The following is a 14,321-nucleotide window of genomic DNA, read 5'->3' as shown; positions in this document are numbered from 1 at the left end:
CTTGCCTAAGCTGTAATAACGCTTGCCGCGTCAATCATCCGACTCTTATAATTGTGCCTAGTCAACCATTGCATTCGCACGAGAATCATGACGGAGCCGTCCACCACCCCAGCGCCTGAGATCAGCGAATACCAGCTAGGCGAAAGTGTCGGCTATCTGCTGTCGCGCGTGAAATCGACCATGTCGAACCTGGTTACCCAGCGCAGCATGGCGGAGCTTGGCATCACCAGTCAGCAAGGCAGCATCCTGTTCATGGTGGCGAGCGGGAAATGCCTGCTGGCGGCCGAACTCGCGCGCGAATACGGCATTGACGCAAGCGCCGTCACGCGCCTGATCGATCGCCTCGAAAAGCGCGGCCTGCTCACGCGGGTGCGCAGCAACGAAGACCGGCGCGTCGTACGTCTTGCACTTACGCCGGAAGGGCATGCGATCGCGGCCAAAATGCCGAAGATCTTCAACGGTGTACTGGATGACCTGCTCTCCGGCTTCACTCCGGAAGAAGTGGGCTTTCTGAAGAGCATGCTACGTCGCGTGCTGCTCAATTCTGGCGAACAAACGGGACTGACCCGTGATGCGGCAAGCAATTACGACAGCAAATCGTAAGAAATTGCTTGCAGCGTCCATCATTACATTCCACTCAAAGAGTCGAGCGATGAAATCCCTTTCCCTGTCCGCGCCCGCGTTTTCGAGCCGGGCCGCTGTCGCCGCCGCGGTGGCAGCGCTCGCCCTCACTGGGTGCGCGAACTACTTCGGTGTCAAAAGCGACAAGCAGATTTCGTCGCCGGCGCAATATGAGTCCACCCAGAGCCTCGCGGGCCAGAGCGGCCAGTGGCCGTCGCTCGACTGGGCCAACCAGTTCGGCGATCCGCAGTTGCCCAAGCTGATTGCCGAAGCGCTGGAAGGCAGCCCGTCAATCGCGCAGGCGCAGGCGCGTCTCGCAAAGGCGTCGTCGTACATCGAAACCTCGCGCTCGGCGCTTTACCCGAAAATCAACGGCAGCTATTCGTGGACACGCGAACTGTTCTCGGGCAACGCGCTCTACCCGCCTCCGTACGGCGGCACCTGGTATAGCGAGAACAACGTGCTCGCGAGCGCTTCGTGGGATCTAGACCTGTGGGGCAAGAACCGTCAGCGCCTCGGCCAGGCTGTGTCGCAGGAAAAAGCGGCCGAGGCCGACATGCAGCAGGCGCGCGTGACGCTCGCGGCGTCCGTGGCGAGCACGTATAACCAGCTTGCCCAGCTCTATGCGCTGCGCGACATCGCCGCACGCGAAATCGCCAACCGCCAGGATATCGGCCGCATCACGAACGGTCGCGTTGCAGCCGGTCTCGATACGAACGTCGAGCGTCAGACCGCAACGGGCAATATCGCGTCGAGCCAGGCGAGCCTGAGCGATCTGGACGGCCAGATCACCGTGGTGCGTTATCAATTGGGCGCGCTGCTCGGCAAGGGCCCGGATCGCGGCCTGCAAATTGCACAGCCTGCGCTCGGCGTCGGCAATACAGTCGCGCTGCCGGACAATCTGCCGGCCGATCTGGTCGCGCGTCGCGCGGATATTGTCGCCGCGCGCTGGCAAGTCGAAGCGGCGATGCATGACGTCAAGGAAGCGAAGGCGGAATTCTTTCCGGACGTGAACCTCGCAGCCGGCTTCGGCTTCGACGCGTTCGGCTGGGGCCGATTCCTCACAGCCGGCAGCCGTCAGATCCAGTTCGGTCCGGCGATTCACCTTCCGATCTTCGACGCAGGCGCGCTGCGCTCGCAATTGAAGGGCCGTTATGCGGATTTCGAGCTGAACGTGGCGAACTACAACCAGACGCTGATCAGTGCGTTGTCGGATGTCGCGACGCAGGTGTCGTCGATCCGCTCGATCGACCAGCAAGCGGGCGACGCTCAACGCGCACTCGACGCATCGACGAAGGCATACGAACTGGCCGTGATCCGCTACAAGGCCGGCCTGTCTCCGCAACTGCAGGTGTTGACCGCCGACCAGAACCGCCTTTCCGCCGAACAGACGGTTACCACGCTCAAGATGCGTCGCCGCGACATGCAGATCGGGCTCGTCAAGGCGCTGGGCGGCGGTTTCGACGCGACGCAGACAGGCCTGGTTGTGCCGACTGACGCGCCGGCACCGGCCGCAGCAGCATCGAGCTCAGCGGCACCGGTCTCCACGTCGGCGGCGGGCGTGTCATCCGCCCCGGCTACGACCGCCGCTGTGAACTGACGCGAACTGATCGCGCCGTCACGCAACCGTATCGACCGCAACAGACCACACACGAACATCCAAATAAACGACGACGTTTGAGAGAACCCGGAGCACATCAATGAGCACCCCCCAACAGCCCGCGGCTAACAACCAACCGGCACAGCCGAACAAACCGGCACAACCGGCGAACAGCGGCAAACGCAAGCGCATGATGACGCTGCTCGTCATCGTGATCCTGATCGCCGCGATCGCCTATGGCCTGTACTATTTCCTCGTGGCGCGCTTTCACGAAGACACCGACGACGCGTACGTGAACGGCAATGTCGTGCAAATCACGCCGCAAGTCACGGGCACCGTGGTCGCGGTGAACGCCGACGATACGCAAACGGTCAAGGCCGGCGACCCGGTCGTCGTGCTGGATCCGGCCGACGCCCGCGTCGCGCTGGATCAGGCAGAAGCCAATCTTGCGCAGACGGTGCGCCAGGTGCGCGGTCTCTTCGCCGACGACAACCAGTACCAGGCTCAAGTTGCGCAGCGCCAGTCCGACCTCTCGCGCGCTCAGGACGACTTGAAGCGCCGTCTGACGGTTGCGCAAACCGGCGCGGTGTCGCAGGAAGAAATTTCGCACGCACGTGACGCCGTCAAGAGCGCGCAAGCCGCCGTCGAAGCCGCTCAGCAGCAACTGGCATCGAACCGCGCGCTGACCGCCAACACCACGATCGCGAATCACCCGAACGTGCAGGCCTCCGCCGCGAAGGTCCGCGACGCGTATCTGAACAATGCGCGCAACACGCTGCCGGCGCCGGTCACCGGCTATGTCGCGAAACGCTCGGTCCAGGTCGGACAGCGCGTCTCGCCGGGCACGCCGCTCATGGCCATCGTGCCGCTCGGCGCCGTCTGGGTCGACGCCAACTTCAAGGAAGTGCAGCTCAAGCACATGCGCATCGGCCAGCCGGTCGAACTGACGGCCGACGTCTACGGTTCGTCGGTCGTCTATCACGGCAAGGTGGTGGGTTTCTCGGCGGGCACGGGTTCGGCGTTCTCGCTGCTGCCCGCGCAGAACGCCACTGGCAACTGGATCAAGGTGGTGCAGCGTCTGCCGGTGCGAATCGCGCTCGATCCGCAGGAACTGGAAAAGCATCCGCTACGTATCGGCCTGTCGATGCAGGCCGACGTGAGCATCAAGGACGAGAACGGCGGCCAGTTGGGCAACGCACAGAACACCGTCTATCAGACGGACGTGTTTGCTAAATATGGCGACGAAGCCGACGCGGAAATCGCTCGCATCATCGCGGAAAACGCCGGTCCGAATGCAGGCACGCATAAAGCCGCGCAGTCCGGATCCAGCAAGCCCGCATCTGCAAAATTGATGTAAGCCGCGCGGCGACTCATACAAGGCTTTCTGAATGGCTCAGGCTCAGGCGCAAGCCCCTCACCCGCCGCTCGAGGGCGCGCAACTGGTGATCGGCACCATCGCGGTGTCGCTCGCCGTTTTCATGAACGTGCTCGACACGTCGATCGCGAACGTTTCGATTCCGTCGATATCAGGCGACCTCGGCGTGTCGGCCGATCAGGGCACGTGGGTGATCACGTCGTTCGCGGTCGCCAACGCGATCTCCGTGCCGCTCACGGGCTGGCTCACTGACCGCATCGGCCAGGTGCGCCTGTTCATGGCGTCGATCGTACTGTTCGTGATTTCGTCATGGATGTGCGGCCTCGCGCCGACTCTGCCCTTCCTGCTCGCCTCGCGCGTGCTGCAAGGCGCAGTGGCCGGCCCGATGATTCCGCTGTCGCAAACGCTGCTGCTCGCGAGTTATCCGCGCGCCAAGGCGCCGATGGCGTTATCGATGTGGGCGATGACCACGCTGATCGCGCCGGTCGCCGGCCCTATCCTTGGTGGCTGGATTTCGGACAACATCTCGTGGCCCTGGATTTTCTACGTCAACATTCCGGTCGGCGCGATCGCCGCGCTCGCGACGTGGATGATCTTTCGCAACCGCGATTCCGTCGTCAGAAAGGCGCCGATCGACGGTGTCGGTCTCGGCCTGCTGATCGTCTGGGTCGGCTCGTTGCAGGTCATGCTCGACAAGGGCAAGGACCTCGACTGGTTTTCGTCTACGACCATCGTCGTGTTGACGCTGGTCGCGGTGATCGCGCTTGCGTTCTTCATTGTGTGGGAACTGACGGCCGAGCATCCGGTGGTCGACCTGTCGCTCTTCAGCAAGCGAAACTTCACGGGCGGCACCATTGCGCTGTCGGTCGGCTACGGGCTTTACTTCGGCAATCTGGTTCTGCTGCCGCTGTGGCTGCAAACCGATATCGGCTACACGGCTACCGAGGCCGGTCTCGTCATGGCGCCGGTTGGTCTCTTCGCCGTGCTGCTGTCGCCGATCACAGGCAAGGTCCTGCCGCGCACCGATCCGCGTTATATCGCGACGTTGTCGTTTCTCGTATTTGCGCTGTGCTTCTGGATGCGCTCGCGTTATACGACTGGCGTGGACACCTACTCGCTGCTACTGCCCACGCTGATTCAAGGCATCGGCATGGCCGGCTTCTTTATTCCGCTGGTTTCGATCACATTGTCCGGTTTGCCGGGTAATCGCATACCGGCGGCATCGGGCTTGTCGAACTTTGTGCGGATTATGTGCGGCGGCATTGGCACGTCGATTTTCCAGACGGCTTGGGACCATCGGACGATCATGCATCACGCGCAATTGACCGAGCGCGCCAACGCCTACAACCCGGTGTTCGACGAGTCGATCCGCCAGATGGGCGCTGCGGGTTTCAGTCAGCCGCAAGCGTATGGGCTATTCAATTCGATGGCCACGCAACAGGCCGCGCAACTCGGCGTGAACGACATCTTCTTCATTTCCGCCGGAATTTTCGTGGCGCTGATCGCGCTGATCTGGGTCACGAAACCGGAGAAGGCCGGCGGCGACGCCGGTGCCGCTGCCGCGGCGGCGCATTGATCTCGCGTTTCATTCCCTGAACGACGAGATGCAAAAAAGGCGGGGCCGCTTTATAACGGTCCCGCCTTTTTCATTGCAGCGGCGCAATCAGCTCGATCGAGTTGCGTGCCGGAACGCGTATCTGACGCGCTTTCGGTTTGCGTGACGGGACTAGTTCGCCGTCGTCACGACGAGGCGTTCAGGCGCGAGCACGCCCTCACCCTGTTTTGCGACGCCCAGCAGACGCCCTTGCGCGGCGTAGACCCTCACGCGCTGCGCATTCGCCGCTTCGCCGCTCAGACTCAGCTCGGAAAGCTTCAGCCGTTGACCGTGCAAAAAGCGCCGCGTTGCATCTTCGTCCAGATACACCGATGGGAACGTCGACAGCAAGGCGTCGACCGGCTGCAGCCACGCGTCACGCTCGCTTTCCGTTGCATCTGAAAGCGCGTCGAGCGTCACCGCATGCTCAAGCGTCAGCGCGCCGACGCCGGTGCGCCGCAGGGCAATCAGATGAGCCCCACAACCCAACGCCTCTCCGATGTCCTCTGCCAGCGTACGCACATACGTGCCTTTGCTACAGGTGACGCGGAACGTCACATCGGGCAGCGCGCAAGCGAGCAACTCGAGCAAGTGAATCGTCACCTGGCGCCCTTCCCGCTCGACTGTCTGCCCGGCCCGCGCGTATTCGTAGAGCGGCTTGCCGTCGCGCTTGAGCGCCGAGTACATCGGCGGAACCTGAACGATTTCGCCGACAAATGCCGGCAGGGCCGCAAGAACCGCCGCCTCGTCGCACGTCACCGCGCGCGTGTCGACTGGCTCCCCTTCGGCGTCGCCAGTGGTGGTGCGAACGCCGAGGCGCATGGTGGCCTCGTAGGTCTTGTCGGCCTCGAGCAGATCTTGCGAAAACTTGGTGGCCTCGCCAAAACACAGCGGCAGCAGGCCGGTCGCGAGCGGATCCAGCGTGCCGGTATGTCCAGCCTTTTTAGCCAGATAGAGGCGCTTCGCGCGAATCAGTGCGTCGTTGCTGGACAGGCCGAGCGGCTTGTCGAGCAGCAGCACGCCGTCGAGCGCGCGGCGCGGCACGCGGGGACGTTGAGGTGCGGTCATGTGGGAAGACGGGTTTCTATGGAATCCGGAGCAGCATATTGCGCCTTGACGACCCGAGCCTTGCACGCAGCGTGGCGCGGCTTGGGACGCGTGCGCCGACTGCGCTTAGTCGTCTTTCGCGCGATTGGCGTTCGCCTCGTCAATCAGACGGGACATTTCAACGGCGCGCTCGATCGTCTGGTCGTAATGGAAATGCAGCGTCGGCACCGTGTGAATATGCAGGCGCTTGAACAGCTGATTATGCAGATGACCCGCCGCATGCGTGAGCGCTGCGAGCGTCTGTTGAGGGTCGCCCGTCAACGTCGTGAAATAGACCTTCGCGTGTGCGTAGTCCGGCGTCAGTTCGACGCTCTGAATCGTGACGATGCCGATGCGCGGATCCTTGACCTCGCGCAGCAGTTCCGACAGATCGCGCTGGATCTGATCGGCGATCTGCACGTTGCGATTGGGTGAAGAACGTTTTTTAGGCATGGTGTTGTGTGATCCGTTTTGGCGGATGCAAAAAATTGGTTCGCGGCCGCGAAACTCGACAAATCGCGGCATTCGCGCGGCGCGACGGCCGCGGACAGGCGAAACGGCGGCTCCAAAAAACAACGGGCGGAGTGGGCGTTGATGCCCGCTCCGCCCCGTGGAACCGTGCCGCGTGACTTACAGCGTACGCGCGACTTACAGCGTACGCGCGACTTCGGTGACCTCGAAGACTTCGAACTGGTCGCCTTCGACGATGTCGTTGAAGTTCTTGATCGACATACCGCACTCGAAGCCCTGGCGGACTTCCTTCACGTCGTCCTTGAAACGCTTGAGCGAATCGAGCTCGCCCGTGAAGATGACGACGTTGTTGCGCAGCACGCGCACCGACGACGAGCGCTTGACGTAGCCGTCCGTGACCATACAGCCGGCCACCGCGCCGATCTTCGGCACCTTGAAGACCTGACGCACTTCGACCGTCCCGGTGACGACTTCGCGCTTCTCCGGAGCCAGCATGCCGGACATCGCGGCCTTCACCTCATCCACTGCGTCGTAAATGATGTTGTAGTAGCGAATGTCGACACCGTTGGCTTCCGCCAGCTTGCGAGCCTGCGCGTCAGCACGGGTGTTGAAGCCGATGATGACCGCCTTCGAAGCCGTTGCCAGGTTGACGTCGGACTCGCTGATGCCGCCCACGGCGCCGTGCACGATCTGCACGCGCACTTCGTCGGTGGAAAGCTTGAGCAGCGACTGCACCAACGCTTCCTGCGAACCCTGCACGTCGGCCTTGACGATGAGCGGCATGTACGCCACTTCGCCTTCGCCCATCTGCTCCAGCATGTTCTCGAGCTTCGCGGCCTGCTGCTTGGCCAGCTTGACGTCGCGGAACTTGCCTTGACGGAACAGCGCCACTTCACGCGCCTTGCGGTCGTCCGGCATGACGATGACTTCTTCGCCTGCTTGCGGGACTTCCGACAGACCCTGGATTTCGACCGGGATCGACGGACCAGCGGACTTGGTCGGCTTGCCGGTTTCGTCGAGCATGGCTCGCACACGACCGTAAGCGCTACCTGCCAGCACCACGTCACCGCGGTTCAACGTACCCGACTGGACGAGGATCGTTGCAACAGGACCCTTACCCTTGTCGAGCTTCGCTTCGATAACCAGACCCTTGGCCGGGGCTTCGACCGGTGCTTTCAGTTCCAGCACTTCCGCCTGGAGCAACACGTTTTCCAGCAGATCGTCGATGCCCGCGCCGGTCTTGGCCGACACCGACACGAACGGCGAATCGCCACCGTATTCTTCCGGCACGACGCCTTCTGCGACGAGTTCCTGCTTGACGCGGTCCGGATTCGCATCCGGCTTGTCGATCTTGTTGATCGCGACGACGAGCGGCACGCCGCCTGCCTTCGCGTGAGCGATCGCTTCCTTCGTTTGCGGCATCACGCCGTCGTCGGCGGCGACCACCAGAATGACGATGTCCGTTGCCTTCGCACCGCGGGCACGCATGGCCGTAAAGGCCTCGTGGCCCGGCGTGTCGAGGAACGTGATCACGCCACGCGGCGTTTCGACGTGGTAAGCGCCGATGTGCTGCGTAATGCCGCCGGCTTCGCCCGCTGCAACCTTTGCGCGGCGGATGTAGTCGAGCAGCGAGGTCTTGCCGTGGTCGACGTGACCCATGACCGTGACGACCGGCGGACGCGGCAATGCTTCCGCATCCGACACTTCGCCTTCGACCAGCATGGCTTCCGGATCGTCCAGCTTGGCCGCAACCGCGTGATGGCCCAGTTCTTCGACGATGATCATCGCCGTTTCCTGGTCCAGCATCTGGTTGATGGTGACCATCTGGCCGAGCTTCATCATCGACTTGATGACTTCAGACGCCTTCACTGCCATCTTGTGCGCCAGATCGGCCACGGTGATGGTTTCCGGCACGTGCACTTCACGCACGATCGGTTCGGTCGGCGCCTGGAACGTAGTGTTCTGGTCCTGATGCTTGCCGCGACCCTTCGGGCCGCCGCGCCAGCCGCGGTCGACGCCGCCGCTCGTATCGCCGCGCGTCTTGATTCCACGGCGCTTGGCTGCGTCGTCCTGCCAGCCGCCCTTGCCGCCCGGCTTCTTCTTGTCGCCAACGGACGGCGTGGTCGTGGCGGCCGGAGCCGCGGCAGCCGGCTTCCTGGCAGCCGGACGTGCCGGCGCTTCGCCAGCCGGACGCGCCGGCTTGTGCAGCGTGCCCTTGGCTTCAGCAGCCTTGGCCGGCTCTGCGGGCTTCGGTGCCGGTTCCGGTGCCTTGACCTGCGCCTTGCGCGGCGTGTTCATCATTTCGCGAATCGCGCGCGCTTCGGCTTCGGCCGCCGCGCGGCGCTTGGCGATTTCTTCCTGCTCGGCGCGCGCCTTTTCCGCAGCTTGACGTGCTGCATCTTCCGCCTTCTTGGCGGCTTCGCGTTGCGCGGCGCGCTCCGCAGCGGCTCGCTCGTCGTCCTGCTCGGTGTCTTTCGCGACGACCGGCTCCGCCGGTTTGGCAGGCGCCGTTTGGACCTTCGCAACTTGCGGTGCCGGCTGCGCCTTCTCGCGAGCTGCCGCCTCGGCCGCAGCCGCTGCGCGCTTCTTCGCCGCCTCTTCTTCGGCGCGACGGCGCTCGGCTTCCGCAGCCTGCTCGCGTGCCTGGCGCTCGGCCTCTTCGCGTTCGAGCTGCTCCTGACGCGCCTTCAGTTCCTGAGCCTGCTGCTCGAGCAACTCGGCTGCGTGACGCGCTTCTTCTTCACGACGCTGAAGTTCCAGATCGTCGACTTCGGCGGCCTCGGCCACATGATTCGATGCATCTCCGCCATCAGCGGAGGTTTCGTCGCGGCGGACGAAAGTGCGCTTCTTGCGCACCTCGACCTGAATGGTGCGAGCTTTGCCCGTCGCATCGGACTGCTTGATCTCCGACGTATGCCGTTTCGTCAGCGTGATCTTGCGCTTGTCTGCATCAGTCGAGCCGTGAGACTTGCGCAAGTGGTCGAGCAGACGCGCCTTGTCCGTTTCGGACAAGGAGTCGGCTTCGCTCGCTTTTGTGACGCCTGCCGCCTGCAGCTGCTCGAGCAGCACGCCTGCAGGCATTTTCAGTTCCGCGGCAAATTGGGCTACGTTGTTACTCGCCATTCATTCCTCTTAATGCAAGGACCGATTCCTTGCGGTTAGCATCGGGTCATGCGGCCTGACGGCCGCGTTCAATTTAGTGCGCCATGGTCATTTCTCACTGGAACCAATGTTCACGTGCTTTCATGATCAACGCCTTAGCGGCATCCTCTTCCATTCCGGTCATCTCGACCAGTTCATCTACAGCCAGCTCCGCGAGTTCGTCGCGCGTCTGGATCTGATGTTCGGCCAGCTTCGCGAGCAGGTCGGCGTCCATGCCGTCCAGGCTCTTCAGGTCGAGCGCTACATTTTCGACCTTTTCTTCATTCGCGATTGCCATCGTCAACAGCGCGTCGCGCGAGCGGTTACGCAGTTCGTGGACGGTGTCTTCGTCGAACGCTTCGATTTCGAGCATTTCGTTGAGCGGCACATAGGCAATCTCTTCGAGGCTCGTGAAGCCTTCGTCGATCAGGATGTCGGCAACTTCCTCGTCGACATCGAGACGCGCCATGAACAGGTCACGCAAAACGCCACGTTCCTGATTCTGCTTTTGTGCAGATTCGTCCGGCGTCATGATGTTGATCTGCCAGCCGGTGAGTTCGCTGGCAAGACGCACGTTCTGGCCGCTGCGGCCGATCGCGACCGCCAGTTCGTTTTCGTCCACGACGACGTCCATCGAATGCTTTTCTTCGTCGACGACGATCGATTGGACGGCTGCCGGCGCGAGCGCGCCGATCACGAACTGAGCGGGATCCTCCGACCATAGCACGATGTCGACGTTTTCGCCACCGAGCTCGTTACGCACGGCCTGCACTCGCGAACCGCGAATACCGACGCAGGTGCCGATCGGATCGATGCGCTTGTCATAAGCGACCACACCGATCTTCGCGCGCACGCCTGGATCGCGCGCCGCCGCCTTGATTTCGAGAAGTCCCTGTTCGATTTCCGGCACTTCCATCTCGAACAGCTTCATCAGGAATTCGGGCGCCGTACGCGACAGTTCGATCTGCGGACCGCGCGCAGTGCGATCGACCTTGGCAATATAGGCACGCACGCGGTCGCCCACGCGCAGGTTTTCCTTCGGGATCAGCTGGTCACGGCGCAGCAGTGCTTCCACACGGCCGGTTTCGACGATGAAGTTGCCCTTGTCGAGACGCTTCACCGAGCCGGTCATAATGTGCTCGCCGCGCTCGAGGAAGTCGTTCAGGATCTGTTCACGCTCAGCGTCCCGCACCTTCTGCAGGATCACCTGCTTGGCTGCCTGCGCGCCGATACGGCCGAATTCGATCGACGGCACCGGTTCTTCGATGTATTCGTCGAGCTGGATTTCGGGCTTCTGCTCGCGTGCTTCGAACAGCAGGATTTCCTGATCGGGCTCTTGCAGACCGGCTTCGTCAGGCACCACTTTCCAGCGACGAAACGTTTCGTGCTCGCCGCTTTCACGGTCGATATGGACGCGAATATCCGCGTCTTCGTCGAAGAGTTTCTTGGAGGCCGAAGCGAGGGCCGCTTCGAGCGCGGCAAATACCACGTCTTTATCGACGTTCTTCTCGCGTGCCAGCGCATCCACCAGCATCAACACTTCGCGACTCATTGTTTGCGGCTCCTAAAGTCAACTTTCGGAACGAGGCGTGCTTTGTCCATGTCCGCGAGCGTGAAATCGAGCATCGCGGCGCCTTCCTTCCCTTCAAATTCCAGACCGATGGTCTCGCCTTGCGGAGCATGCAAAATACCCCGGTACGATTTCCGTCCGTCCAATGGCTTTTTCAATGTGATTACCACTTCGCTGCCTGCGAAGCGTTCAAAATCCGCCAGTTTTTTCAGCGGACGGTCGAGCCCCGGCGACGATACTTCGAGCCGCTCATAATCGATATTTTCGACCGTCAGTACGTGCTGGAGCTGACGCGTGACTTTCTCGCAGTCTTCGATCGCGATGCCGGCCGGCTGGTCGATATAAATACACAGCATGCCGCGCCCGGTGCGCTCGAGATCGACGAGCTCGTAGCCGAGTCCCACGACCGTGGTTTCAATCAGTTCCGTCAGTTGCACAGTGCCCTCTTAGATGTTCGCGCAGCGAGCCTGCCGCTTGTTCTGCAAACAACCAATGCGGGCCGCGCGCCTGGCCGGCGCACGTTCGTGCTACCCGAGATGACGAACCACGATGAACTGAGCGGCAAAAAAAAATGGGCTAAACGCCCATCATCTTATTACCGGTGGTCGCACCTGAGCCGCACATGAAAAGCCGCACGCCCAGCGACTTCGCGATTGTAGCCATTTTTCAGGACAAACGCAAACCGCAGAACGCCGTGCCAAGCGCATTTCCGCCTGATTTCATGGGGATCTTTGGACGATATGGCGACGCCTCGCGACTTTTGCAAGCTGGGGCGAGACAACCTGCCCCTACTTCCGCCTGCACAGCCCTCGTGCGTCACGTGTCCAAGCGTTTCCAGGCAACGGAAGACGTACACCGAGTCATGACGGCGAGCGTTGCATATCGTTATAACGCATGCGCAACGCCAGCCGATGCCGCGAGATTACCGCCCGCGCGAACGGCCGCGAGGCGCGCCGCCACCTCGGTTAGCACCGCCCGGGCTGGCGTTGCCGCCACCCGCGCGGTTGCCGCCGCCCGAATTCGGACGATTGCCACCCGGCGCACGATTGCCGCCGCCGGGGTTCGGGCCATTGCCGCCGGCGCGCTTGCCGCCGCCCGCCGCTCGATTGCCGCCGCCGGAAGGCGCGCGATTACCGTCGATGTCACGCCCGCCCCGCGCACCACCGGCACCACCCGTGCCGCCGCCGGGACCGCCGAAGCCGCCAGCGCCACGACCGGCACCGCGATTGCCGTAACCGCCGCCGAAACCCGCCCCCGCGCCGCCGCCAAAGCCGCCGCCCGCCGCACCGCGCCGGCCTTGACCGCGCGGCTGCTGTTCGAAGCGGCTATGCGACATCAGTACCGGTTCGCGGCTGATGAAGCCCATCGACGTCTGCATCGGATCGGGCTGCTTGCGCTCCGGCGCGGAGCCGCGGCTACCGCGCTCCTCGCTCGGCGCCTTGAGTCCCACCGACGCCATCAGCGCACGCACCTGGTTGTCTTCGAGTTCTTCCCAACGGCCGCGCTTCAAGCCCTTCGGCAGCGAAATCGGGCCGTGGCGCGTACGGATCAGGCGGCTGACCATCAGGCCCGCGGCTTCGAACATACGGCGCACTTCGCGATTACGCCCTTCAGCAAGCGCGACGTGATACCAGTGATTCGTGCCTTCGCCGCCGCCATCGCGGATACGCAGGAAGTTGGCCGGACCGTCTTCGAGTTCGACGCCGTGCAGCAGCTTCTGACGCATGCCTTCGGCGAGCTCGCCGACCACGCGCACCGCATACTCACGCTCGACGCTGTAGCGCGGGTGCATGAAGCGGTTCGCGAGATCGCCCGAAGTGGTCAGCATCAGCAGACCTTCGGTATTGAAGTCGAGGCGGCCGACCGCGAGCCACTTGGCGGTTTTCATGGGCGGCAGCTTGTCGAACACCGACGGCCGGCCTTCCGGATCGGCGTGGCTCACGATCTCGCCGGTCGGCTTGTGATACAGCAGCACGCGCGGCGGCTTGTTGGCGAGCTTGCGCTTGACCGGCTTGCCGTTGATGCGCACCTGATCGGTCGGCATGATGCGCTGGCCGATGTGAGCCGGCTCGCCGTTGACCGACACACGGCCTGCGACGATCAACTCTTCCATATCGCGTCGCGAACCCATGCCGGCTTCGGCCAGCACTTTGTGGAGCTTCGGCGCGTCGTCGTCGGCAGCCAGCACGCGCTTGGGCGCGGCCGGCTTGCCACCGCGCAGCATGGGTGCGCGCACGCCGCCCGTCGTGCTGTTGTCGGCGTCGAACGCCGGCGACGTCACGTACGAGAACAAGTCGTCCTGAGTCGCGTCGGCCGCTGCCGTCGGGGCTTCGCCGCCTCGCCGGTTCTGGCGCTGACCGCCTGCACGCGGCTGGCGTTCGCGCTGACCTTCGCGAGCAGCGGTCTCGCGGGAGCCGCCTTCGCGAGGCGCGCCTTCGCGCTGGCCTTCGCGTTTCTGACCGCCCGCATTGCGGCGCGGCCCTTGACCTTTCGCACCCGCCTCTTTACGCGGCATGCGCACCTTCGCCACGACTTCGCCGTCCGGCGGAGCCTCTGCGACGACCGGCGCGGCCTGCCCAGGCGCACCTTCCGCGGCTTTCGTCTTGGCTCCGGCGCGGCGCCGGGCGATCAGGCTGCGCGGTCCGCGACGCAGGCCGCGGCGCGGACGGTCCTCGCCGTCTGCTTCCGTGGTCTGCGCCGGGCGCTCGCTCTCGCCTGCCGACGCTTGCGTGGTGCGCGTTTCGTCAGCGCGCGCCGACGGCACGGCGCGCTCGGATTCGGACGAATCGGTGTCGTGGGTATGTGTCAAAACAACCTCAAAATGTCAGGTCGCGCGCGCCCATTGCGGGCGCGGCAAAAAAAG

Annotated in this window: 10 protein-coding genes; 4 read left to right on the top strand and 6 right to left on the bottom strand. The window is 63.3% G+C overall.

Features of this window, described 5'->3' with window-relative positions:
* Positions 1–87 precede the first annotated feature (87 nt).
* The 4 genes from ACTJLB_RS05130 to ACTJLB_RS05115 all read left to right on the top strand — a co-directional run bounded on the left by ACTJLB_RS05130 (position 88) and on the right by ACTJLB_RS05115 (position 5,172).
* The gene (locus ACTJLB_RS05130; RefSeq protein ID WP_087753238.1) at positions 88–603 is read left to right on the top strand and encodes a MarR family winged helix-turn-helix transcriptional regulator; all 516 of its coding nucleotides are present in this window, start codon (positions 88–90) and stop codon (positions 601–603) included.
* 49 nt (positions 604–652) lie between these two features.
* Positions 653–2,221, top strand: coding sequence for an efflux transporter outer membrane subunit (locus ACTJLB_RS05125; RefSeq protein WP_440782661.1), 1,569 nt, complete (start codon positions 653–655; stop codon positions 2,219–2,221).
* Positions 2,222–2,321: 100 nt separating this feature from the next.
* On the top strand, positions 2,322–3,578 hold the full coding sequence (locus tag ACTJLB_RS05120; protein ID WP_020070120.1) for an EmrA/EmrK family multidrug efflux transporter periplasmic adaptor subunit: 1,257 nt from the start codon (positions 2,322–2,324) through the stop codon (positions 3,576–3,578).
* Between the two features lie 31 nt (positions 3,579–3,609).
* Positions 3,610–5,172 carry a DHA2 family efflux MFS transporter permease subunit gene (locus ACTJLB_RS05115; RefSeq protein ID WP_020070119.1) on the top strand — a complete coding sequence of 521 codons (1,563 nt, stop codon included), beginning with the start codon at positions 3,610–3,612 and terminating at the stop codon, positions 5,170–5,172.
* A 150-nt stretch (positions 5,173–5,322) separates the two neighbouring features.
* Here ACTJLB_RS05115 and truB read toward each other — a convergent pair whose 3' ends face one another.
* The 6 genes from truB to rluB form a co-directional block, all read right to left on the bottom strand.
* Positions 5,323–6,258: a tRNA pseudouridine(55) synthase TruB gene (gene truB, locus ACTJLB_RS05110; RefSeq protein WP_440782660.1), complete on the bottom strand. Its 936-nt coding sequence runs from the start codon at positions 6,256–6,258 to the stop codon at positions 5,323–5,325.
* A gap of 105 nt (positions 6,259–6,363) precedes the next feature.
* Positions 6,364–6,729, bottom strand: coding sequence for a 30S ribosome-binding factor RbfA (gene rbfA, locus ACTJLB_RS05105; RefSeq protein ID WP_027777275.1), 366 nt, complete (start codon positions 6,727–6,729; stop codon positions 6,364–6,366).
* Between the two features lie 195 nt (positions 6,730–6,924).
* Positions 6,925–9,870, bottom strand: coding sequence for a translation initiation factor IF-2 (gene infB / locus ACTJLB_RS05100; protein WP_310064978.1), 2,946 nt, complete (start codon positions 9,868–9,870; stop codon positions 6,925–6,927).
* Positions 9,871–9,964: 94 nt separating this feature from the next.
* Positions 9,965–11,440, bottom strand: coding sequence for a transcription termination factor NusA (nusA, locus tag ACTJLB_RS05095; RefSeq protein ID WP_020070115.1), 1,476 nt, complete (start codon positions 11,438–11,440; stop codon positions 9,965–9,967).
* A complete protein-coding gene (gene rimP / locus ACTJLB_RS05090) occupies positions 11,437–11,895 on the bottom strand; it encodes a ribosome maturation factor RimP (RefSeq protein ID WP_007182297.1) in 459 nt (152 codons plus the stop codon). Before rimP ends, nusA begins: the two co-directional genes overlap by 4 nt.
* 485 nt (positions 11,896–12,380) lie before the next feature.
* Positions 12,381–14,267 carry a 23S rRNA pseudouridine(2605) synthase RluB gene (rluB, locus tag ACTJLB_RS05085; protein WP_204521010.1) on the bottom strand — a complete coding sequence of 629 codons (1,887 nt, stop codon included), beginning with the start codon at positions 14,265–14,267 and terminating at the stop codon, positions 12,381–12,383.
* Between the last annotated feature and the right edge of the window lie 54 nt (positions 14,268–14,321).

The organism is Paraburkholderia sp. 22098 (assembly GCF_052045935.1).
In the GTDB taxonomy this organism is placed as follows: Bacteria; Pseudomonadota; Gammaproteobacteria; order Burkholderiales; family Burkholderiaceae; genus Paraburkholderia; species Paraburkholderia caledonica.
This window is presented reverse-complemented; position numbering and strand designations above follow the sequence as displayed.